At 65.2% G+C, this 22,356-nt stretch carries 19 protein-coding genes; 9 read left to right on the plus strand and 10 right to left on the minus strand.

All coding sequences use genetic code 11. From position 1 onward, the window contains the following. Window positions 1-12 precede the first annotated feature (12 nt). Window positions 13-1,848, minus strand: coding sequence for a GtrA family protein (locus O7A70_RS14945; RefSeq protein WP_337141035.1), 1,836 nt, complete (start codon window positions 1,846-1,848; stop codon window positions 13-15). 122 nt (window positions 1,849-1,970) lie between these two features. Between O7A70_RS14945 and O7A70_RS14950 the strand changes: the two genes are divergently transcribed. The 3 genes from O7A70_RS14950 to gshB all read left to right on the plus strand — a co-directional run bounded on the left by O7A70_RS14950 (window position 1,971) and on the right by gshB (window position 4,366). Beyond that, window positions 1,971-2,972, plus strand: a complete 1,002-nt coding sequence (locus O7A70_RS14950) for a glycosyltransferase (RefSeq protein ID WP_337141036.1) — start codon at window positions 1,971-1,973, stop codon at window positions 2,970-2,972. Window positions 2,973-2,975: 3 nt separating this feature from the next. After that, window positions 2,976-3,350: a GtrA family protein gene (locus O7A70_RS14955; protein WP_337141037.1), complete on the plus strand. Its 375-nt coding sequence runs from the start codon at window positions 2,976-2,978 to the stop codon at window positions 3,348-3,350. Between the two features lie 71 nt (window positions 3,351-3,421). After that, on the plus strand, window positions 3,422-4,366 hold the full coding sequence (gene gshB, locus O7A70_RS14960) for a glutathione synthase (RefSeq protein WP_337141038.1): 945 nt from the start codon (window positions 3,422-3,424) through the stop codon (window positions 4,364-4,366). A gap of 10 nt (window positions 4,367-4,376) precedes the next feature. Here the strand turns inward: gshB and O7A70_RS14965 are convergent, their stop codons facing one another. Continuing rightward, entirely contained in the window at window positions 4,377-4,751 is a 375-nt protein-coding gene (locus O7A70_RS14965) for a cupin domain-containing protein (protein WP_027142523.1), read from the minus strand. Between the two features lie 417 nt (window positions 4,752-5,168). On the opposite strand from O7A70_RS14965, the gene O7A70_RS14970 reads away from it, so the two are divergent. The 3 genes from O7A70_RS14970 to O7A70_RS14980 all read left to right on the plus strand — a co-directional run bounded on the left by O7A70_RS14970 (window position 5,169) and on the right by O7A70_RS14980 (window position 8,869). Beyond that, on the plus strand, window positions 5,169-5,777 hold the full coding sequence (locus O7A70_RS14970; RefSeq protein ID WP_337141039.1) for a class I SAM-dependent DNA methyltransferase: 609 nt from the start codon (window positions 5,169-5,171) through the stop codon (window positions 5,775-5,777). Window positions 5,778-6,033: 256 nt separating this feature from the next. After that, on the plus strand, window positions 6,034-7,566 hold the full coding sequence (locus tag O7A70_RS14975) for a YifB family Mg chelatase-like AAA ATPase (RefSeq protein ID WP_337141040.1): 1,533 nt from the start codon (window positions 6,034-6,036) through the stop codon (window positions 7,564-7,566). A 199-nt stretch (window positions 7,567-7,765) separates the two neighbouring features. Next, window positions 7,766-8,869, plus strand: coding sequence for an acyltransferase family protein (locus O7A70_RS14980; protein WP_337141041.1), 1,104 nt, complete (start codon window positions 7,766-7,768; stop codon window positions 8,867-8,869). Window positions 8,870-8,925: 56 nt separating this feature from the next. Here O7A70_RS14980 and O7A70_RS14985 read toward each other — a convergent pair whose 3' ends face one another. From O7A70_RS14985 to O7A70_RS15005, 5 genes are all read right to left on the minus strand, one after another. Then, window positions 8,926-11,094, minus strand: coding sequence for a malate synthase G (locus O7A70_RS14985; protein WP_337141042.1), 2,169 nt, complete (start codon window positions 11,092-11,094; stop codon window positions 8,926-8,928). 131 nt (window positions 11,095-11,225) lie between these two features. After that, a complete protein-coding gene (locus O7A70_RS14990; RefSeq protein ID WP_337141043.1) occupies window positions 11,226-13,268 on the minus strand; it encodes a hydantoinase/oxoprolinase family protein in 2,043 nt (680 codons plus the stop codon). Between the two features lie 313 nt (window positions 13,269-13,581). Beyond that, complete coding sequence (locus tag O7A70_RS14995; RefSeq protein WP_337141045.1) at window positions 13,582-14,208, minus strand: CDGSH iron-sulfur domain-containing protein; 627 nt, start codon at window positions 14,206-14,208, stop codon at window positions 13,582-13,584. Window positions 14,209-14,317: 109 nt separating this feature from the next. After that, a complete protein-coding gene (locus O7A70_RS15000) occupies window positions 14,318-14,689 on the minus strand; it encodes a hypothetical protein (RefSeq protein ID WP_027142530.1) in 372 nt (123 codons plus the stop codon). A gap of 117 nt (window positions 14,690-14,806) precedes the next feature. Then, the gene (locus O7A70_RS15005; protein WP_337141046.1) at window positions 14,807-15,046 is read right to left on the minus strand and encodes a DUF1127 domain-containing protein; all 240 of its coding nucleotides are present in this window, start codon (window positions 15,044-15,046) and stop codon (window positions 14,807-14,809) included. A gap of 221 nt (window positions 15,047-15,267) precedes the next feature. On the opposite strand from O7A70_RS15005, the gene O7A70_RS15010 reads away from it, so the two are divergent. Next, complete coding sequence (locus O7A70_RS15010) at window positions 15,268-16,788, plus strand: winged helix-turn-helix domain-containing tetratricopeptide repeat protein (protein WP_337141255.1); 1,521 nt, start codon at window positions 15,268-15,270, stop codon at window positions 16,786-16,788. A 34-nt stretch (window positions 16,789-16,822) separates the two neighbouring features. Here the strand turns inward: O7A70_RS15010 and O7A70_RS15015 are convergent, their stop codons facing one another. Genes O7A70_RS15015 through O7A70_RS15025 form a run of 3 tightly spaced genes read right to left on the minus strand, consistent with a single transcriptional unit; the run spans window position 16,823 to window position 19,817 of the window. Next, window positions 16,823-17,179, minus strand: coding sequence for a hypothetical protein (locus O7A70_RS15015; protein ID WP_337141047.1), 357 nt, complete (start codon window positions 17,177-17,179; stop codon window positions 16,823-16,825). 50 nt (window positions 17,180-17,229) lie between these two features. Continuing rightward, on the minus strand, window positions 17,230-18,717 hold the full coding sequence (locus O7A70_RS15020) for a pyridoxal phosphate-dependent decarboxylase family protein (protein ID WP_337141048.1): 1,488 nt from the start codon (window positions 18,715-18,717) through the stop codon (window positions 17,230-17,232). A gap of 11 nt (window positions 18,718-18,728) precedes the next feature. Continuing rightward, window positions 18,729-19,817, minus strand: coding sequence for a PLP-dependent cysteine synthase family protein (locus O7A70_RS15025; protein WP_337141049.1), 1,089 nt, complete (start codon window positions 19,815-19,817; stop codon window positions 18,729-18,731). A 249-nt stretch (window positions 19,818-20,066) separates the two neighbouring features. Between O7A70_RS15025 and O7A70_RS15030 the strand changes: the two genes are divergently transcribed. Beyond that, window positions 20,067-22,073, plus strand: a complete 2,007-nt coding sequence (locus tag O7A70_RS15030; protein WP_337141257.1) for a BTAD domain-containing putative transcriptional regulator — start codon at window positions 20,067-20,069, stop codon at window positions 22,071-22,073. A gap of 93 nt (window positions 22,074-22,166) precedes the next feature. Next, on the plus strand, window positions 22,167-22,346 hold the full coding sequence (locus O7A70_RS15035) for a hypothetical protein (RefSeq protein ID WP_032935038.1): 180 nt from the start codon (window positions 22,167-22,169) through the stop codon (window positions 22,344-22,346). Window positions 22,347-22,356: the final 10 nt, after the last annotated feature.

Below are 22,356 nucleotides of genomic sequence, written 5' to 3' on the forward strand. Positions count from 1 at the left end.
CTGCCGGTTGGATCAGCCGCCGAGCCGGACGCGGTAGAGTTCCAGGGGGCTGCCCCTGATCTGTGCCACCGGCTCCAGCCATTCCGGCACGTTGCCGCGCATCAGACCGGCCAGAAAACCGTCCGGCGCCCTGGCCGTGAACAGCCGGCTTTCCGGGTTGCCGCGGCAGAGCGCGACAAGGCCGACATGGTGGCTTTCGACGACGGCTTTCGCATCGGTGGCCGAGCCCAGCAAGGCGTCGAACACGAGCAGGTTTCCGGCGACGTTGCGATGATAAGGCCCGGCGAACACGCGATGACCGGTAAAGGCGAGGATCGGCGAGCCAAGATTGGAGATGGCAAGCACCGTGGTGGGGGCCATCGCGCCAAGCACGGCGAACGAAGCCTTGCTGTTGCAGGGCGCATCGATGCCGGCGTCCCTGGCGGGAGCAGCGGTTGCGAAGGCGCTCGATGCCGCTTGAGCTGCGCCCGACCAGATGGCGTTGACCGAGATCAGCCAGGCCGCGGCCATCCTGAGCACGGTACCGCTGGACGGGCTGACCTCCGCCCGCTGCCGCCATTTGGCGATCCAGGCCGAAAGCGGGATCACCGCGAAGGCGATGGAGAAGGTCGAGCCGCGCACTTCCCAGGCACTGACCAGAAGCGCCACCACCAGCAGCGCGGCGACGAGGCTGTCCTGCCGCCGCCAGCCGCCATGGCTGAAGCGGAGCGCCATCAGGACGATCGCCACCAATGGCGTGGCAAAACGCGCCACCGCCCTGGCCGGATCGCCGGCGACAAGCTGGACGATCGACTGCGCCTCCTCGATATAGCCGAGCCACATCTGCTGCAGGCGCGGATCGAGATGAGCATAGGGCGCCGCCAGGCATTGCGGAAACACGAGCCCCACGACGAGAGCGAGAGCGACGGCAAGCAGGCCAAACGACATCAGGCGCCGGGCGGCCGTCGCGTTCGCGGCCTTCCATGAAGCAATGATTGCCAAACCGGCGCCGGCAAACCCGGTGACGGTGAACTGCACGACCGAGAACGTGTCGCACTGGGCCTGGCCCCAGGACGAAACGGGGACTGTGGCGGCGAAGATGAGAGCCGAGGCGCCGGCGACGCCGAGGCCGAAGTCCCTGGCGATCAGCCTTTCACCCTCCCGATTGCCGAGAAACAACAGCGCGACGACGGCGCCGAGGGCTCCGGCATAGGGCGCGCTTTCCATGCCGATGGCGAGGGTCAGCGTGGCGCAAATGCCCGCGACGAGGGCAGCCGGCCGATGCGTTGGCGCCTCGAGCAGCAAGGCGAGGCTCGCCAGCGTCAGCATAAGCTGGACATTGTGATGATCGAGCGCGCCTGGAGAAAAAATCCCGATGTAATACAAGGCCGCCCCGCCGACGACGGCGGCGGGCAACACAGCGGACGGGCCGGCGAAAGCGCGCGCGGCGCGGATGGTCAGGAAGATCGCGAGCCAGAACTGCAGCGCGGGCCAAAGTATTTGCACGATTTGTTCGGCCAAGGCGGTGCTGCCCGTCAGGGCCGAAACGGCAAGGATGCTCAGCGCCAGAGGCGCGTCGAGCAGCCGCGACCAGTGCATGACGAAGCCGCCTTCGAGACCCATCCTGTACTGGTGCAGGTCGAACCAGCCCTGGCCCGCCAGCAGGTCGCGGACTTCGACCAATTGCAGCAGGCTGTCATTGTCGCCCGCCGGATTGGCCAGTTGCGGGAATCCCTGCTGGACCTCGAGCGCCAGCAGCAGCAAGGCGGCAAGCAACGCGAATCCGATATCGGACTTCCAGGTGGAAGTTCCCCTTGCCGTGCCCATCCCGATCGCCCTTGGCGTGAATGCCGGGCCTTTCCAAGCCAAGCGACACTCGTGAAGTCGGTCTTAAACCTAGCCTTAACGGCTTCAATAAATAGTAAAACCGCCTGAACGCGGCCGGTTTCCGGAGCGCGGCCGCATGGTCGACAAGGCATTCGGAGACGAAAATGCCGCAAGACATCAGCCGTGAACCCACCATCGCCGTGCTCCTGCCTTGCTACAATGAGGAGCTGACCATCGCCGAGGTGGTGCGGCGGTTCCGCGAGACGCTGCCTGCGGCAACCATCTATGTCTACGATAACAATTCGAAGGATCTGACGGCCCTGCGCGCCCGCGCGGCCGGCGCCATCGTGGTTCGCGAGCCGCGCCAGGGCAAGGGCAATGTGGTGCGGCGCATGTTCGCCGACATCGACGCCGACATCTATCTGATGGCCGACGGCGACGGCACCTACGCGCCCGAAGACGCGCCGCAACTGATCAACACGCTCTTGACCGAGCGCTGCGACATGGTGGTGGGCACTAGGCGCGGCGTCACCGACGATGCCGGCCGCGCCGGCCATGCCTTCGGCAACCGTGTCTTCAACAGCCTCTACAAATGGCTGTTCGGCGACGATTTCACCGACATCTTCTCCGGCTACCGCGTCTTCACCAGGCGTTTCGTCAAGAGCTTTCCCGCCGTGTCCGGCGGCTTCGAAATCGAGACCGAAATGTCGGTGCACGCCTCGCAGCTCAAATTGCCGGTCAGCGAAATCGCGCTCGACTACGGACGCCGGCCGGAAGGCTCGTCGTCGAAACTGTCGACCTTCCGCGACGGCGCCAGGATCCTGTGGATGTTCGCCATGCTGATGAAGGAGACGCAGCCGCTGCGCTTCTTCGGCGCCTTTTCGCTGTTCTTCCTGGCTTCGAGCCTGTTCCTGATGGCGCCGGTGCTGGTCGAATTCGCCGAAACCGGCCTTGTACCGCGCATGCCGACATGGGTGCTGTCGGTCGGGCTGCTGCTTCTGTCCATGCTTGCGGCGGTGACCGGACTGATCCTCGATTCGGTCTCGCGTGGGCGCGCCGAACAGAAACGGATCTTCTATCTCTCCATGCCTTCGGGCCGTGTCGAGCGGCGTACGGGCGATGTGGTTCGGAAGCCGGAACGGGGCAAGGCCTCGCGCGCGGCCTGAACGATGCAACGCGTCGTCCGCTTTGTCTTCGCAGGCGGCATCGGTTTCGTCGCCGACGCGGCGGCACTGTGGCTGCTGCTCGCCGTCACGCCGCTCGGGCCGTTCGTCAGCCGCATGCTCTCGATCGGCTTTGCGCTCTGCGTCACCTGGCAGATCAACCGGCATCTGACCTTCTCGCCGTCGAGCAGGGGAGTGACACAGGAGGGCGCCCGCTATTGCGGCGTCGGCGTCGCCACCAGCATCGTCAACTACGCCGTCTACTCGGCCATCCTGCTGGTGCTGCCGGCGGCGCCACCATTGGGAGCGCTTGCCATCGCTTCGCTGGTGGCCATGACGCTGTCCTTCGTGGGTTACTCGCGGCTGGTCTTCGACCGTTAGCGGCGTGGCCCGATTGGCAGAAGGCGCCGCGACCCTTATATCGCATGCGTTGACTGCGTTGGGGATCCGCCATGAAGCTGAAAATCGCCGTCCAGATGGACCATGTCTCCACCGTGTCGATCGCCGGCGACACCTCGTTCGCGCTGTCGCTGGAAGCGCAGCGGCGCGGCCATCAATTGTTCCACTACACCCCAGACCGGTTGTCGCTGCGCGACGGCAAGGTGTTTGCCCGCATCGAGGAGATGCAGGTGCGCGACGAGAAGGGCAGCCACTACTCGCTGGGCGAAAAGGTGCGCACCGACCTGTCGGAGATGGACGTCGTCCTGCTGCGCCAGGACCCGCCCTTCGACATGAACTACATCACCACGACCCATATCCTCGAGCGCATCCATCCGAAGACGCTGGTCGTCAACGACCCGGCCTGGGTGCGCAACAGCCCGGAAAAGATCTTCGTCACCGAGTTTCCCGATCTGATGCCGGACACGCTGATCACCAAGGATCCGCTCGAGGTGGCCGCCTTCCGCAAGGAGTTCGGCGACATCATCGTCAAGCCGCTTTACGGCAATGGCGGCGCCGGCATTTTCCATCTGCTGGAAGCCGACCGCAACCTCGCCTCGCTGCTCGAAATGTTCGGCCAGCTGTTCCGCGAGCCCTATATCGTGCAGCGCTACCTGAAGGATGTGCGCAAGGGTGACAAACGCATCATCCTGATCGACGGCGAGCCGGTCGGCGCCATCAACCGGGTGCCGGCCGAACACGATTCCCGCTCCAACATGCATGTCGGCGGCCGCGCGGAGAAGACCGAGCTGACCGAACGTGAACGCGAAATCTGCGCCCGCATCGGACCGTCGCTGAAAGAGCGCGGCTTCATCCTGGTCGGCATCGACGTCATCGGCGACTACATGACCGAAATCAACGTCACCTCGCCGACCGGCGTGCGCGAAGTGCAACGCTTCGGCGGCGCCGACATCGCCAGCCTGTTCTGGGACGCCGTCGAAGGCAAACGCGGGAAATAGCGCCTATATCCTACGATGGTCGGGCATACTGCTCGGCGCTCATGACTTCGATGCAGACGAAGCGTTCGTTGCCTTCCACCCAGGCATCGTGGCCCGGCGGAATCGTATAGGACGTGCCTTGCTCGAACGTTTTCTGGGTTCCGTCATTCATTTTGACGGTGATGGTTCCCGAGACGACGTAGCCGACATGCGAAACCTGACAACTGTCTGTCTTGACCACCGGCTTCACGCATTCGGACCATTTCCAGCCCGGCTCCATGTTGAGCCGGCCCAACGTATAGCCGGGAAGACGCACCACTTCGACGCGCGTCTTGTCCGGCGTGCGAACTTCATCCGGGCTGTTGTGAGACTTGGACGCTAATTTGGTGACTTCCACACCGGCCATGTCATCCTCCCTGTACTCGACGCGGAGCCTGACGTTGCGATTGTCGGAACCGCGACCGGATTCATATCCCATTTGGAGTCGGCATACAATTATAAGCAGTTTCTAAAATGCCCGTTGACTGTGCCCGCTCCTCTCCGGCGGCGCCGGGCCGAACAGCCTGTTTTCATTTTGTCTTAACCATGTTCCGCTTTCTGCAACCGCATACAAGCGCTGTGCAACCGGGGCGGTTACAGGTTCCGGAGGTGTTCCGGGTTTGATCGGGGGCTGTCGGTCAGCGATAGCAGGCGGTCGCCCCGCCTGCTCGACCAGCGTGGGCTGTCCGACCATCTCAAGCGCGATATCGGCATGCTCGACGGCCACGCGCCTTATGGCAGTATCCGCTGAGCGCAATCTGGCGGACAGGGACAGGAGGGAACGATGAATATACCGGCGAAAACCCTGGCGCAGAGCCGCCGGACGATCGAGTCGTACGAGGACTACGCCGTCCGTTATGACGAGATTGTCGGGCATATCCCGCATCCGAACGACCGGGCCGCGCTCGAGCGCGCCGCGGCGATCATCGGGCCGGGCGGCCAAGTCCTGGAGATCGGGTCCGGACCGGGCCGCGATGCGGACTTCCTGGAGGGCCTTGGCGTCAAGGTCCGCCGAACCGACGCCACGCGGCGCTTTCTCGACCTGCAGGCAGAGCGCGGCAAGACAGGCGAACTCCTCGACGTCATCACCGACGAGCTTGGCGGTCCCTACGACGCGGTGGTGGCGCTCGCCGTACTGATCCATGTGCCTCGCGACCAGATCGACCAGGTCCTGGCGAAGATTGCGCGTTCATTGCGGCCCGGCGGTGCCTTTGTCGTCTCGATGCGCGACGGCGACGGCGAAACCGGCGGCAGATACCTTACTGTCGACTGGCGCAAGGACGCCTTCGCCGCGCGCATCGAGGCCGCCGGCATGGAGCTTGTCAGCCACAGCTTCCGCATCGGCAGGAAGGAAAGGGGATGGAACACCTTCCTGGCGGTGAGGCCATCGTGATCCGGCGCGGGTTGCCGCGCGTTCGCCCTCATCCCGTGCCGCTCAATCCGGGGCGTTGCGAACACCGGAAGACCCGCGCACAAGGCAACGGCTGACACGGACGACAAGTGAGCCCATCCGACGGTATGCACCCGTTTGCCTTTGTTCTTGTATTGTTCTTGCCTAAGCCTGAAATCTGTGGTTGTCTTGAGCTGACGTCGCTCGCGGATTGTTCACAAGGGCTGGGGCGAGCCGGCATCCGGGGGCTTGAAACAAAATGGTGGCGCGGGTTCGTACGGTCGCTTTCCAGGGCATCGAGGCCGTGCCGGTCGACGTGCAGGTGATGATCGCGCCCGGCAAGGTCAACATGCACATCGTCGGCCTGCCGGACAAGGCGGTGGCCGAGAGCCGCGAGCGGGTCCAGGCGGCCCTTCATGCTTCCGGCCTGTCGATGCCGTCGAAAAAAGTGACGATCAATTTGGCCCCCGCCGACTTGCCCAAGGAAGGCAGCCACTACGATCTGCCGATCGCGCTCGGCCTGATGGCGGCCCTCGGCGCCATTCCGGGCGACATGCTGGCCGGCTATGTCGTGCTCGGCGAACTGTCGCTCGACGGCACGATCACCGCGGTCGCCGGTGCGCTGCCGGCGGCGATCGGTGCCAATGCCGAGGGCAAGGGCCTGATCTGCCCCTTCGCCTGCGGGCCGGAAGCGGCCTGGGCGGGGCGGGAATTCGACATTCTGGCGCCGCGCAGCCTGATTGCCATAGCCAACCATTTCCGCGGTACGCAGGTGCTGTCGCGCCCGGAGGCCGGCATCCACGCCTCGGCGCGCGACCTGCCAGACCTCGCCGACATCAAGGGCCAGGAGACGGCGAAGCGGGCGCTAGAAGTGGCGGCCGCCGGCGGCCACAATCTCTTGATGATCGGTCCGCCCGGCTCGGGAAAATCGATGCTGGCGCAGCGTCTGCCGTCGATCCTGCCGCCGCTGGCGCCGAAGGAATTGCTCGAAGTCTCGATGATCGCCTCGGTGGCCGGCGAGCTCGGCGAAGGCAAGCTGACCGACCGGCGACCATTCCGCGCCCCGCACCATTCGGCCTCGATGGCGGCGATGGTGGGCGGCGGCATACGCGCGCGGCCGGGCGAAGTGTCGCTCGCCCATCACGGCGTGCTGTTCCTCGACGAGTTCCCCGAATTCACGCCGCAGACGCTCGATGCTCTGCGCCAGCCGCTTGAGACCGGCGACTGCATGATCGCGCGCGCCAACCACCGCGTCACCTATCCGGCACGCATCCAGCTGGTGGCGGCGATGAACCCGTGCCGCTGCGGCATGGCCGGGGAACCCGGCTATCGCTGCCTGCGCGGCGAGCGCTGCCGCACCGACTACCAGGCGCGCATCTCAGGCCCGCTGCTCGACCGCATCGACCTTCGCATTGAAGTGCCGGCGGTTTCGGCCAGCGACCTGATCCGGCCCGACCGGGCGGAAAAGAGCGCCGATGTGGCGCTGCGCGTCGGCCGCGCGCGCACCCTCCAGCGCGAGCGCTTCGAACGGCTCGGCGTCAACAGCGCCACCACCAACGCGCATTGTTCTCCCGCGGTCATCGAAGCGATCGCCATGCCGGACGCCGCCGGCCTGTCGCTGCTCAAGGACGCCAGCGAAAAACTCGCCTTTTCCGCCCGCGCCTACCATCGCGTGCTGAAAGTAGCACGCACGCTCGCCGATCTCGACGCCAGCGAGGCCGTCGGCCGCATCCATCTGGCCGAAGCGATTTCTTATCGGATGAGTTCGGAGCGCATGGCGCAGGCGGCGTAGGCTCGATGCTCGCGACGCGCTTCGTGCGGTGGGCGAGCGCGGTTTGGAGCCAAGATCTGGCTATCTCCGTACAAATAAAAGGTTAATTATCGAACTTCTGTTAGCTGCTTGCTTCAGCGCTCGAAGCGTTCGGATCATGGCGCGGCCTTGACGGCTGGTTGGCGCCCAGCCGTCACTAAGTTGTCTCAGGTTTTGCAACATGCCCTCTTCGAGAAGCAGCATCGACGGACTTCGGACCGACCAGCTGGACGGCCTCAGATTTCTGGCGTTTGCAATGGTGTTCTTCAGCCATTTTTCGGCGCCTGCCGAATACAGCTCGGCTGTCATGGTTCAGAAACAGGGATGGGTCGGGGTCGAGATATTCTTTGCCCTATCCAGTTTTTTGCTCTTTCGGCTCTTCGAACAGGAGCGGGCCAGAACTGGAAGAATTTCCATCTCTCAATTCTTCGTGCGGAGGCTGTTACGCATCTACCCGCTGATGGTGCTCTTTCCGCTTGCGATGCTGCTTGCCTATGGTCCGCAGAACCCGGCTGCCTATGGATGGCTTCTTGGTCTGGTCTCGTTTGTCGGCAACTACATCGCCTGGTTTCCGGACAATTGGTCGTCGATCCGATACACAGCCCAGCTCTGGTCTCTGCCCTATGAGTTCCAAATCTACCTGCTGCTGCCGCTTCTGTTCCTCCTGTATCTCAGCGTTGGAAGGCACGCCCTTGCGACCGGTTTGCTTTGCGTTCTGCCATTGTGTCTGCTTGGGAGGGTGGCGTTCGCGTTGAGCGGAGTGGCAACTCAGGCGGTCTATATGACGCCGCTCTTGAGATCTGAATCGACAATCGTGGGAATCCTCGTCGCAATGGGCCTGACTAGAAGACTCCCGCTGCCGCTGGTCGCGGCTGTATTTCTCTTGAGCGGGATAGGGCTGGTTTTCCTGCCCTATATCCACACGCCCGTCGGATCGGTTCTGGCCTACCTCCCGGCCGGGCTTTTTGCCGGCTCGCTGCTTCACATCGCGCTTTACGCGCAAAACGTCGCCCACCTGCTACGCTGGCCACCGCTGGCCTATCTTGGAACGATTTCCTTCGGCCTTTACGTTTTCCATCCCTGGTCATTCGATCAAGGCAAGGCCCTGCTCCAGCTGGCCCACATTCCGGAAAACTACGCCACCACCTGCCTGGCTGGTCTGGCACACTGTGTTCTGGCGGCGACGCTAAGCTACCGTGTCCTGGAGCAGCCGCTTCTCCGGCTGAAGCCACGTCGCAGCCATCCTGAAACCGTCCAAGACGATGCGGTGGCGGCAAACGCGTGATCTTGCACAGCTACGGCGCGCATCTGCGGCGGACCAAGCCGAGATGGCGCGCCGGCTCAGCCTTGTTTCGCCTTCAGCTCCAGCCGCCGCTTATGTAGCACCGGCTCGGTATAGCCGTTCGGCTGGCTTGTCCCCTTGAACACTAGGTCGCAGGCGGCCTGGAAGGCGATCGAGCTGTCGAAATCCGGCGCCATCGGCCGGTAGAGCGGATCGCCGACATTCTGCAGATCGACGATCGCGGCCATGCGCTGCAGCGAATCCCTGACCTGGATTTCCGAGCAGACCTTGTGGCGCAGCCAGTTGGCGATGTGCTGCGAGGAGATGCGCAGCGTGGCGCGGTCTTCCATCAGGCCGACATCGTTGATGTCGGGAACCTTGGAGCAGCCGACGCCCTGGTCGATCCAGCGCACGACATAGCCCAGAATGCCTTGCGCGTTGTTGTCGAGCTCGCGCTGGATCTCGTCGGGCGTCCAGTTCGGCCGCACAGCCACCGGCACCGACAATATGTCGTCGAGCTTGGCCTTCGGACGACTCTTCAGAGCCGCCTGGACGGCATGCACATCGACCTTGTGATAGTGCGTGGCGTGCAGCGTCGCCGCCGTCGGCGACGGCACCCAGGCGGTGTTGGCGCCGGCCTTGGGGTGCGCGATCTTCTCGACCAGCATGGCCGCCATCAAATCGGGCATCGCCCACATGCCCTTGCCGATCTGGGCGTGGCCGGCGAGCCCGCATTCGAGACCGGTGTCGACATTCCAGGCCTCGTAGGCGGAAATCCAGGCGGCCTGCTTCATATCACCCTTGCGGATCATCGGGCCGGCTTCCATCGAGGTGTGGATCTCGTCGCCGGTGCGGTCGAGGAAGCCGGTGTTGATGAAGACAACGCGCTCCCTGGCGGCGCGGATCGCCTCCTTGAGGTTGATCGTGGTGCGCCGCTCCTCGTCCATGATGCCCATCTTGATGGTGTTTTGGGCCATACCGAGCAGGGCTTCGACACGGTCGAAGATTTCGACGGCGAAGGCGACCTCCTCCGGCCCGTGTATCTTCGGCTTCACCACATACATCGAGCCGGCGCGGGAGTTCATCCGCCGCCCCTTCGGCCCGACGTCGTGCAGCGCGATCAAGGCCGTCATCGATGCGTCCATGATGCCTTCCGGCACCTCGCTGCCGTCGCGGTCCAGGATCGCCGGATTGGTCATGAGGTGGCCGACATTGCGCACCAGCATCAACGAGCGGCCAGGCACGGTCAGCGTACCGCCGGCCGGCGCGGTGTAGACGCGGTCGGGATTGAGCTTGCGAATAAAACTCTTGCCGCCCTTGGTGATCTCCTCGGCCAGATCGCCCTTCATCAGGCCGAGCCAGTTGCGGTAGACGACGACCTTGTCCTGCGCATCCACAGCCGCGACCGAATCCTCGCAGTCCTGGATGGTGGTCAACGCCGATTCCAGGATGACGTCGGCGATGCCGGCCGGATCGGTGCGGCCGATCTGGTTGGCGCGGTCGATCAGGATCTCGACATGCAGTCCGTTTTTCAGCAGGAGCACGGCTTGCGGATTGGCGGCGTCACCGCGATAGCCGACGAATTGTTTGGGATCGGCCAGCGTCGTCGAGCCGGCGCCGGCGCTGAGCTTCAGGGCGCCATTGGCAACGGACAGGCCGTTCACCCCTGCCCATTTGCCAGAGGTGAGCGGCACCGACTGGTCGAGAAAGTCCTTGGCCCAGGCGATGACCTTGGCGCCGCGCGCCGGGTTGAACCCCTTGCCCTTCTCAGCGCCATCGGTTTCGGGGATGGCGTCGGTGCCGTAGAGCGCATCATAGAGCGAGCCCCAGCGCGCATTGGCGGCGTTGAGGGCATAGCGCGCGTTCATCACCGGCACGACGAGCTGCGGTCCGGCGACGACGGCGATTTCCGGGTCGACATTGTCGGTCGACACGCTGAAGGCCGGCCCTTCCGGAACGAGATAGCCGATCTCCTTCAGGAACGCCTTGTAGGCGTCCATGTCGATGGGCGCGCCATTGTCGCGGTACCAGCCGTCGAGCTTTTCCTGCATGGCGTCGCGTTTTGCGAGCAGCGCCCGGTTCTTGGGTGCGAGATCATGGACGATGGCCGAGAAGCCGTTCCAGAAGTGCGCCGCTTCGATGCCGGTGCCGGGTAGCGCTTCGTCGACGACGAAGTCATGCAGCTCGCGGGCAATGCGCAGTCCGGCGATCTCGATGCGATCGGTCATCAGGCTACTCCAGATGAAAGCTTTGCGGGGCGTTTGGCATGTTTGGGGTTGCGGGGTCAATTCAGCTTAGGGTGAAGGTGGGCGCGTCCTTCCCTTCTCCCACAACAAGGGGAGAAGGAAAGGATGCGCCCTCAAACCGCGATCCTTGGCCTGCCCGACGCCACCGCCACGACATGCGCTTCGATGAACATACGTTGGGCCTCCACCGTCGAGACCCGGAACTCGGTCGCCACGTCGATCTCGGCGCTGTCGGTGCCGGCATCAAGGGCCCGCTGGGCGACAATGGCGCGCACGTCGGCCTCGGCGGCCGCGATCGCCGCCGCCTCGTCGAGGAAATCGCGCACCGTTTCACCCGAAGCCAGGCGAAACAAACCCTCCTTGGGCTGGCTGACACGCGCCTCGGCCGAGACCCTGACCTGGCCGACGACGGCGCCGAGCGCGTTGGCGACATCGGTATCCCGGGGCACCACGCAATCGTTGCCGACCAACGGCGCCAGGCCGGCGTAATGCAGGGGAGCCGAAGCGCCGAGCCCGATGACCGGCCGGTCGAGCGCGACGCTGAGGCGGGCGATGCCGGGATGGGCGTCGACGGCGCGCTGCACCAGCGCGTGCGCCACGGTCGCCGCGCCATCGAGCCCGTCCTCGGCAAAGGCGGTTTCCAGGATATATTCGGCCGACCAGCGCGTCAGCGTCACCAGCACCCGATCCGAGATCGCTTCCGGGGAGGGCGCGATCGCCTGGCCACGGCCATCGCGCCTGCGGGCGAACAGTTCGGCGCCAAGGCGGGCAGCGGCGGTATCCCAGTTCGCCTGCTTGCCAAGCACATGCGCGGCGTCGGACGGGGTGAAGCCTGAGATGTGCACCAGCCCGCGCGAGACCAGCCGGTTCAGCGTGGCATTCTGGGCATTCGAGGTCAGCAGCCTGTCGAGGGCGAGCGGTGTCGCGCCGATCGCCTCGTAGAGCTTTGCCTCCGGGGCGGTCAGCCCCGCGGCGAGCCGGTCCGGCACGCCGGTGCGGACCGCGAAACGGCCATCCATGCGGCCGGTGTTGGGGGCGCGCAACTGGCGTTCGAGTTCCGCCGTCACCGCCTCGCCATGCGCCATGCCGGCCAGCGCCAGCGGCACCAGGCGGCGCGGCCCGAGCAGGATTTTCGGATTGAGCGCGCCGTCCTCCAGCGTCACCTCGGAATCGCCGCCGAGGCCGAAAGTGCGCATGGCCACCGCCTCGACCATGGTGCGGAAGCCGCCGACGGTGGCGCCTTCCGGATCGAGCCGCGGCCGGCCGCCATCGAGCACGGCGACATCCGTGGTGGTGCCGCCGATGTCGGAGACCACCGCATTGTCGAGACCGGTCATGTGGCGGGCGCCGACCAGGCTGGCGGCGGGACCGGAGAGGATTGTCTCGATCGGCCGCTGGCGGGCAAACGCCGCCGAAACCAACGCCCCATCGCCGCGCACCACCATCAGGGGCGCTGCAATGTTGCGCGCCTGAAGGAACCCCTCGGTCGCCGCCACCAGCCGGTCGATCATCGAGATCAGCCTGGCATTGAGCAGCGTGGTGAGCGCACGGCGTGGCCCGCCGAGCTTGGCCGACAATTCGTGGCTTGATGTGACCGGCAGGCCGGTCCTGTCGCGGATCAGCTCGCGGGCGGCGATCTCATGCGCGGGATTGCGGGTGGCGAAATAGGCGCAGACGGCAAAGCCGGACACCGACGCGCCGAGTTCCGGCAGCATCGCCTCCAGTCCGGACAGGTCGAGCTTTGCCGCGTTGCCGTGCACATCATGGCCGCCGGGACAAAACACCACCGGGTCGGTGCCGAGTGCCGTCTTCAGCCCATCGCGGGCAAGATCGGCCTCGGAAAAGCCGATCATGACCAGCGCCACCCGGCCGCCCTGGCCCTCGACCAGCGCGTTGGTGGCGAGCGTCGTCGACATCGAGACCAGCTTGATGTCAGCCGGATCGGTGCCCGCCTTTTCCAGCACCGCGTCGACGGCACCCGAAATGCCGACGGCCAGATCATGCCGCGTGGTCAGCGCCTTGGCCTTGGCCAGCACCTTGCCCTTGTTCGGCCCCTGCTGGGGACCTTCGGTCTCGGACCACAGCACGGCATCGGTGTAGGTGCCGCCGGTGTCGATGCCGAGGAAGAGAGGGGCGGGCTTGGTCTTGGCGGTCATTTTGGGGCGAAAGTCCGGGGAAATGGTTTGGTTGCCTGCCCTTAGCCGATACGGGCTCGCGGATAAAGCCGGGAGAGATGGGCCAAGGGACGCGGCACTGGCGCGGTGGAGATTTTATTGAAACGGTTGGCGTGAGGCGCCCCCCTCTGTCCTGCCGGACATCTCCCCCTCAAGGGGGGAGATTGGCAGTCTCAGTACCGGCTCTGGCCAGCAACGTTGGCGATAGGCGAAACCCGGCGTGGCAGCTGATCTCCCCACCTGAGGGGGAGATGCCCGGCAGGGCAGAGGGGGCGCCTCGAGCGAACCTCCGCAGCTATCCCACAAACCCAACCTTCTTATGACTGCCATCGCAGAACGGTTTGTTGGCCGAGTGGCCGCAGCGGCACAGGAAGACCTTCGTGGTGCGGTCGACCGTGTGGCCGGTGCCGGTGACGATCTCGACATTGCCTTCGAGCTTGAGCGGGCCGTTGGTGGTAGGCGTCGCCTTCAGCGGGCCGTCGCGGGCCTCCAGCGCGGGCGTGTCCTTCAGCGCCGGTTCGCCGGTGGCGGCAAAGCCCGCCTTGATATGGCTGTTGTCGCAGAACGGCTTGTTCTGCGAGGCGCCGCAGCGGCAGAGCGTGGCGCGCAAAAACGTCTCGTCGCCAAGCACGATCTCGGCATGCACCGCCAGCGGACCGTTTTCGCGCAGCCGCACGGTGTTGACCACAGGCGGTTTTTCCTGCGGGCCGCCATCCTTGCGCACATAGGTGATGGCGCCCGAGGGGCAATTCTCGGCCAGCGCGACGATTTTTTCGACGCTGGCCGCCTCGGGATGGATCCATTGTCCCGGCGCGTTGGGCACGAAGACATGCGGGTCGCCGAGCACGCAATTGCGCGAGTGGATGCAGCGTTTGCCGGAAAATCCGACGTCGATCTTGTCGCTTTCGACCATGCCGGCCATTGGCGTGCTCCCTGTGTGCCTGGAGCACACCGCGCCTGAATGCATGCGGCGTGCCTTGGGTGTTTGGGCTATGGTCCCCAGCGGGAAACCCGTCAAGCTGGCAAACCGGTCAGGGGACCAGATCGATCTCCTCGGTCTCGCCGCCGCTGCAGGTATAGCAGCAATCCTCGCATTTTTCCTTGTTGCCGGGGCCGACGCCCCAATAGGTGCCTTCGTCGCCGTCAACCCAGGCGCCGTAGCAGATCGATTCGCCTTCATTGCAGGATATCGGCAGCTGCTTGGTCTCGCCGTCGTCGAGATAGAAATCCTTGCCATCGCCCGGCCAGACATAGTCGCGGTCCTGGCTGTAGAGCTCGAGGCGCATGGCGTTGGGATGGCTGTTCTTGACGGCGAAGGTGACGTCGCCGGCATGGGCGGTTGATACAAACAGGACGGCAAGCGAAAACGCGGCGGCGAGCCGGCGCGCTGATGTGAAAGACATGGAAACCCCCGATGTAGAATCGGCCCCCACGGCCGATGGGGGATCATGGCATGACGCGGGCGGATGCTAAAGGGATGATGCCCGGCAATCCCGTCCAAATCATCGCGGCATTTCGCCTTATCGCTGCCAGAAGGGCAGCTTGGCGATTTCTTCCTCGGCCTGTGGCGTCGTCAAACCGATGTCGTCGATCAGATGCGGACTGACCTCCGACATTCGCTTGAGGTCCCAGCGAAAGCGTGTCCGCTCGCGCCAGGCCGCTATGGTGTTTCGCAAGACCGCCAGGCGCCGACGCGGCGCTTGCTTGGGACTTGCGGGCTGCCGCACTGCCGGCGGAACCGAAACAAGGATATGGTTCATGACAACCTCCGTGGGGCCGGACTTCTATGCCCTTAAGCTGAATGAGGTTGCATTCTGCGGGACGCGAACGCCGCCGTAATTAAGGCCGGCCAAATAGTTCTCAAAAGTTCCAAACGGGCGTCTAACTCTTTGTTTTCACGCAATTCCCCTGGGAAAGCGCTATGCGCTTCTCCGGGGCAAACCGCTTCGCACTTTTCCTGGAATTGCTCTATAGATGCGCCATGCAGGGAGAGCGCTTTGCCTTTGGCCCGTTCGTGCTCGATGCCGGTGCGGGAACGCTGCTCCGGAACGACGTCCCCGTGGCCATCGGCTATCGCGGGCTGAAGCTGCTCGCGGCGCTGGTCGCAAGGGCCGGCGAAATCCTTGAGAAGGCCGAACTGATGGACGCGGCGTGGCCCGGCACGGCCGTCGAGGAAGGCAATCTCACCGTCCAGATCGCGCAATTGCGCAAGCTGCTTGGTCCGCCCGGCATTGCGGGTGAAGGGGGCGGCGAATGGATCGCCACCGTTCCACGCGTCGGCTACCGCTTCACGGGAGCCGTCGAACAGCTCGCCGGCGCCAAGCGAAAACCGTTGCCGCTGCCTGACAAACCATCGATCGCGGTGCTGCCCTTCGTCAATTTCAGCAACGATGCCGGGCAGGACGCTTTCTGCGACGGCTTGACCGAAGACCTGATCACGGACCTGTCGAGGATCTCCGGCCTGTTCGTCATCGCGCGCAATTCGACCTTTGCCTACAAGGGAAGGGCGATGGACGTGCGCGAGATCGCCAGGGAACTTGGCGTCCGCTACCTGCTGGAGGGCAGCGCGCGGCGTGACGCGGGGCGCGTACGCATCAACGCGCAACTGGTCGACGCGGCGAGCGGCGATCATCTATGGGCGGAACGCTTCGACCGCGGCCTGGACGATATCTTTGCCGTCCAGGACGAGGTGACCACCAAGATCGTGGAGGCGTTGCTCGGCCGGCTGCGCGCGCCGCCGCCACGCAACCGGCCCACAAATCTCGACGCCTACGATCTGTGCGTGCGGGCGCGCAAGCTGATCGACGATTCGCCGCAGACGGCACGGGAAGCGCATCTGATGCTGACGCGCGCGGTTGCGCTCGACCCCGACTACGCCGAGGCCTATCGCTGGCTCGCCATGAACCACTGGATGGGATGGGTGCACTGGGGCGAGCCGATCGACCCTAACCGCCGCATTGCCCTGGACCTGGCGCGCAAGGCGGTCGCGATCGATCCCAACGATGCCGGCTGTCACTGGGTGCTCGGCAATTTGCTTGCCTATGAGCATGATTTCGCCGAAGCGGATGCCGAATTCGCCAGGGCGTTCGAACTCGACCCCAACGAGGCCGATGCCTGGGCGACATTGTCCGATATAACGACGCTCGCCGGGCGGGTGGAGGAGGGCCTGCAGCAGATCCGCAAGGCGTTCCGGCTGAACCCGTTTCCGGCAAGCTGGTACTATCTGACGCTCGGCCAGGCGCAATATGCGGCGCGCGACTACGCTGCCGCCGTCGAGACGCTGCGCCGGGACGAGACCTACCGCACCAGCTCACGCCGCTTCCTTGCGGCAAGCCTCGCGCAACTTGGCCGGCTCGACGAGGCGCGCGCGGAGGTCGAGCTGTTCCTCGTCGGCAACCCGCATTTCACGACCCGCCACTGGGTGATGACCGAACCGTTCCGCGACGACGCGACGCGTGAGCATTTCATCGAGGGCTTCCACAAGGCCGGCCTTCCAGACTGACGCGCCGGAATGACCGCCTGCACGGGATCCCCGATCACGGCACCAGGTCGATCGTCTCGGTCGTGTGCTCCACGCAAATGAAACAGCAGGTATCGCAGGGCTGGTCGTTGTCTGGTCCGACGCCGGCGGAAATCTTGTCGTTGCCTTCGACCCAGGCGCCATAGCAGATGCGTTCGCCCTGATTACAGGAGATCGGCACCGATTTCTGCGAGTCCGGATCGACAAGGAACACCTTGTCGTTGCCCGGCCAGACGGTCTCGCGGTCGCGGCTGAACAGCTCGACCGCGACCGCCTCCTTGCGCAGGTTCTTGACGAAAAAGGCCATATCGGCGGCATCGGCCGAACTGGCCAGGACCAGAGCCGCCAGCGCAACCATGCGAAACAGCGTCACCGCCGACCTCCCCCGAATCATCGGGGGTAGGTTCGCACGGCCGCCCGGAACTAGGAAGACACGCGGCCCTCCGCAGTGATCTCACGCCCCAGCCTCACCGCTTCACGCACCAGCAGATCGAGATCGTCGCGGCGGGTGCGATGATTGGTGATCGCCACACGCAGCCAGTGCTCGCCATGCACGGTGGTGTCGGAGAGTGCCGCGATGCCTTGCTCCTGCAGCCGCAGCATGATCTCGGTGTTGAGCGCCTTCAGCGCTTCGCCCGCCAAACCGGGTTGGTAGCGGAAGCAGACGATGTTGATGGTCGGCGCTGCCGCCAGCTCCAGCGAAGGCTCGGCCTCGATCAGCCCGGCCAGATAGGAGACCTGCGCGATGTTCTGGTCGATCAGGCGGCCGAATTTTTCGACGCCATGCTCCTTCAGCGCCATCCACACTTTCAGGGCGCGAAAGCCGCGCGAGGTCTGCAGGCCATAGTCGTGCAGCCATTCGCCGGATGCGAGGCCGCGCGGCGTCGATTCCAGGTATTCCGGCGTCACCGCGAAGGTCCGGCGGTGCGCTGTGGCATCCCTGACCAGGGCACAGCCGACCTCGAACGGCGCGTGCAGCCATTTGTGCGGATCGAGTGCGATCGAATCGGCCCATTCGATGCCGGCAATGCGGTGGGCGTTTTGCGGCGCGATCGCGATCAGCGCGCCGATACAGCCATCGACATGGAACCAGAGTCCTTCCTCGTGCGCGAGTTTGGCAAGCGCCCTGAGGTCGTCGATCGCGCCGGTGTTGACCGTACCGGCATTGCCGATGACGCAGGCCGGCGTGAAGCCGGTTGCCCGGTCCTCGGCGATCGCCGCGCGCAAGGCCGACATATCGATCCGCAGCCCGGCATCGGTCGCGATCCGGTGCAGCGCCCGGTTGCCGAGCCCGAGCGCTTCCATCGCCTTGCGATGGCAGGAATGGATCTGGTCCGAGCCATAGAAGCGCAGCGGTTTTTCGATGGCGGCGACGCCGTGTTCGCGCACATCGATGCCGGCCTTGACATTGCGCGCCACGGTCAGCCCAATGATATTGGCCATCGAGCCGCCGCTGACCAACGTGCCGGAGGCCGATGCCGGAAAGCCCAGCATCTGCTTGCACCAGTCCACCACCTGGTTGTCCATCAGCCCGGCGGCGTGGTTGCCGCCGCCGAGATTGGAGCCCTGGATCGCCGCCAGGAAATCGCCGAGCGCGCCGGTGAAGTTGCTCGACCCCATGTACCAGGACCAGAAGCGCGGATGGATGTTGCCCATGGGATAGGACATCACGGTGCGCGAGACCTCGCCGTAGACGGCGGCAAGCGGTGCAGGCGAGCGCGGCAACGGGGCGGTGAAGAAGTCCCGCACATCGGCCGGCATCTCCCGCCACACCGGGCGGTCGCGCATGTCGCGCAGATAATCGACGGCATCGTCGACGACCCGGTGCGACAAGGCCTGCACATCGGCCCAGTCGGCGGGGTCAAGCGTTTCCTCGGCCACCATGCCGAGGGTTTCTCGCGCGATGTCCATGACTGCCTCCGTCAAGCCGCCGGAAACTGGCAGCCGGGCGTCGAGCGCGACAGCGCCAGCTCGTCGGCATCCATTTCGGCCTCGATGCCGTCGAACAACGGTGTCGACATGTAGCGCTCGCCAGTGTCGGGCAACACGCACAGGATCACCGACCCGGCCGGCGCCTTCTCCGCGACCTGCCGCGCCACGGCGAAGGTGGCGCCGCCGGAAATGCCGGTGAAGATGCCTTCCTTCTGGGCTAGCGCCCGCGCCCATTTGATGCCCTCTGGCCCTGCGATCGGCATCACCTCGTCATAAAGGCTGGTTTCGATCGCCTCCTGCAGGACATTGGGGATGAAGTCCGGCGTCCAGCCCTGGATCGGGTGCGGCTCGAAGGCCGGGTGGCTGGCGGCGGGGGCGCCATCGGCAGCGCGCTGCTGCGCCTTGCCGCTGCCGATCAGTTGCGCGTTGGCCGGCTCGGAGAGCACGATGCGGGTATCGGGCCGTTCGCGGCGCAAGACCCGCGCCACGCCGACGACGGTGCCGCCGGTGCCATAGCCGGTGACGAAACAGTCGAGCCGCGAGCCGGCGAAATCGTTGATGATTTCGCGCGCGGTCGTCGCCTCGTGGATGGCCGCATTGGCGGCCGTCTCGAACTGGCGGGCGAGGAACCAGCCATTGGCCTCGGCCAGCTCGACCGCCTTCTTGTACATGCCAAAACCCTTTTCGGCGCGCGGCGTCAGCACCACCTTGGCGCCGAGCATGCGCATCAGCTTGCGGCGCTCGACCGAAAAGCTGTCGGCCATGGTGACGACCAGAGGATAGGCTTTTTGCGCACAGACCATGGCGAGGCCGATGCCGGTGTTGCCGCTGGTCGCCTCGACCACGGTCTGGCCCGGCTTCAGCGCGCCGCTGCGTTCCCCCTCCTCGATGATATTGAGGGCCAGCCGGTCCTTCACCGAGGCGCCCGGGTTGAAGAACTCGGCCTTGACGTAGATGGTCGCATGGGCCGGCGCGAGATTGTTGATGCGCACCGCCGGCGTGTCGCCGACAGTGTCGAGAATGCTGTCGAACAGGCGCCCGCGCCCGGCAGTGGTCCTGATTTTCTGTTTGTTCAACATCGTTGATCTCCTCGATCGTGTTCATCTTCACGAACCGGTTACGAAGCGGCGGCCCGGGCGGCGAGCTTTCGAGACCTTGCCGCGCTAGGACTGACGTTGCCGGCGATGCGGCAATGACCGCTGCCGGCGCGAAATTCGCCGCCGGATGCGCCAGATCGTGTTTGGTGATAAAGCAGGGGCCGACAGGCCAGCGTGGGAGCAGGCGTGGAAACGGACGTGGAATCCGCACCATCGAGCCAGGACGGCGGTATGCCGGGCCTGTCCGTGCGCCTGCTCGGCCAATTGGCGATCACGCGTAACGGTGTGCCGATGGCACTGCCGGCCTCGCGCAAGCTGCGGGCGCTGCTTGCCTATCTGGCGCTGGCGCCGCACCCGGTGGGGCGCAGCCGCCTGTGCGAACTTCTGTGGGACGTGCCCAACGATCCGCGAGGCGAGCTGCGCTGGTGCCTAAGCAAGTTGCGCGGCGCTCTCGACACGCCGGACCAGCGCCGTGTCCGCACGCAGGACGATATGGTCGCGCTCGATCTCGGCGGCTGCCTTGTCGATGCGTTGGAGATCAGCCATGCCGCCGCGCACGGGATCGACAAGCTCGATGCGGAGCGATTGCGCGCGCTGGCAGAACTCTTCGCCGGCGATTTTCTCGACGGGCTGGAGGTCGAACGCAATCCGCACTTCAACAGCTGGCTGATCGGCCAGCGCCGCCGCTTCCGGTCCGTCCACGCGGCGGTGCTGGAACGGCTCGTCGCGAGCCTGCCCACGGATTGCGACGAAGCGACCGCCCATCTCGACAAATGGGTGGAACTCGCGCCTTTCGATGGCCGCGCGCATACGGCGCTGCTGGCGAGCCTCGCCCGGCGCGGCGAGATCGCCGCGGCCGAGGAGCATCTGGCCGGGGCGGCACAGCTGTTCCAGTCGGAAGACCTGGATTTCGTCCCGCTGCGGACAGCCTGGCGGGTGATCCGCGACCAGCAGTCGGCTGCCTCGCCGCGGCCGCAGCCGGCCTGCCAGTCCACAGCATCGCAATTGATGACGCCTGGTCCGGCCGACTCCGGTCCACTCGACTCCGGTCCACTCGAGCCGAGCCATGCGTCGCTGGCGGTGATGCCGTTTATTGAGGAATCCGGCCTGCGCGGCGGGCTGGCCGACGGCCTTACCCACGACATCATCACCCGTCTCGCCAAGCTGCGGGATTTCTTCGTCATCGCGCGCGGATCGGTCTTCGCACTGGCCGACAAGGGCATCGCACCCGAGGAGGCCGGTCGCCGGCTGAAGGTCGACTATGTCGCCACCGGCACGGTGCGCAGCATGGCCGGCCGCCTGATCGTCGGCGTCGAACTCGTCGAGGTGCGTACCGCCAGGATCGTCTGGGCCGAGACCTTCGAGCACCGTCCGGACGACATTTTTGCCGTGCTCGACGACATCGGCGACAGCATCGTGTCGTCGATCTCGGTGGAGGTCGAGACGGTCGAGCGCAACCGAGCCCTGCTGAAGGCGCCCAACTCGCTCAACGCCTGGGAGGCCTATCACCGCGGCCTCTGGCACATGTATCGCTTCACCCAGGCCGAGAACGAAACGGCGCGGCATTTCTTTGCCAGGGCCTTGCAGCTCGATCCGACCTTCGCCCGCGCCTATGCCGGCCTGTCCTTCACCCATTGGCAGAACGCCTTCCAGCGCTGGGGCGACCGCGACCGGGAAAGCGCGCTGGCGTTCGAGAGCGCCGGCCAGAGCCTGCTGGTCGACGACCACAATCCGGCCGCACACTGGGCAATGGGGCGGGCGCTGTGGCTGCGCGGCGAACAGGAGGGCTCACTCGGCGAACTGGAACAGGCGGTGAAACTCAGCCCCAATTTCGCGCTCGGCCATTACGCGCTGTCCTTCGTCCATTCGCAGTCGGGCGACCCGAAGGCGGCAATAAGCTCCTCAGACCATTCGCGCCATCTCAGCCCGTTCGACCCGCTGCTGTTCGGCATGCTGGGAGCGCGGGCGATGTCGCATGTCCGGCTCGGCCAGTTCGAGGAGGCGGCCGTATGGGCGCTGAAGGCGGCGGCGCGGCCGAACGCGCACTCCATCATCCTGGCGATCGCGGCACATTGCCTGGCGCTGGCGGGGCGGCTCGACGAGGCGCGCGGCTTTGCAGCCGCGATCCGCAAGACGTTGCCGGATTACCGCGCCGACGATTTCATCGGCACGTTCCGCTTCGAGCCCGACGCCGAAGCGTTGTTCCGGCAAGGCGCCAGGCGGATCGGGCTCGGCTGATTTCAGGCTTGAACGCCTGCGTTAACGAAGGCGGAAGGAGTTGCTTAACCGTTCACGGCTATGTGACCTCCGGGGGGCCATGGCAAAGTGAGTATGATGAGCAACAGCCCCGACAAGCGCAGCGAATGGCGCGCCATTCTTCATATACAGGCCCGCGTCGCCGTGCTGTTCGTTCCGGTCGTGGCCAGCCTGCTGCTCATCGCCGCCCTTGCCGGGAACGATCGCAAGTCCGTTCCCGATGTCGACCGGACTATTACCGGGTCGGTGCGATAGATGAGGCCGA

This window comes from Mesorhizobium sp. Cs1299R1N1 (assembly GCF_037179655.1).
Lineage (GTDB): Bacteria > Pseudomonadota > Alphaproteobacteria > Rhizobiales > Rhizobiaceae > Mesorhizobium > Mesorhizobium salmacidum.